Here is a 311-nt window from a genome sequence, read left to right on the forward strand (position 1 = left end):
CGCGCAGGCCGCGGCGCGGCAGGTGTTCGAGGCAGTCGATCTCCGGCCAGGCGATCCCGCGCCAGCGGGCGCCCTGACGGACCCGGACCCCGCGCGGGTCGGCGACGAGCAGCGGCGCGCGACTGTCGGCGAGGGAGGCGAGGTGGGCGATCGTGACGACGGCCAGGACACCGAACAGCAACCAGTCCAGACCAGTGCCGTCGGTGAAGGCGCGGACCGCGAAGGCCACGGTCAACACGGCCGAGAGACCACCCACGAGCGCGGACAGGGTCACGTTGCGCCGGACCTCGACCTGCTGCTCCAGGTCGGGT

1 protein-coding gene is annotated in these 311 nt (G+C 73.6%); it reads right to left on the reverse strand.

Annotated elements, in window-relative coordinates; all coding sequences use genetic code 11:
* Positions 1-311: hypothetical protein (locus ACOADB_RS06855; RefSeq protein WP_378597209.1), on the reverse strand; the 311-nt coding region annotated here is incomplete at both ends.

The organism is Nocardioides sp. CPCC 206348 (assembly GCF_048654705.1).
Lineage (GTDB): Bacteria > Actinomycetota > Actinomycetes > Propionibacteriales > Nocardioidaceae > Nocardioides.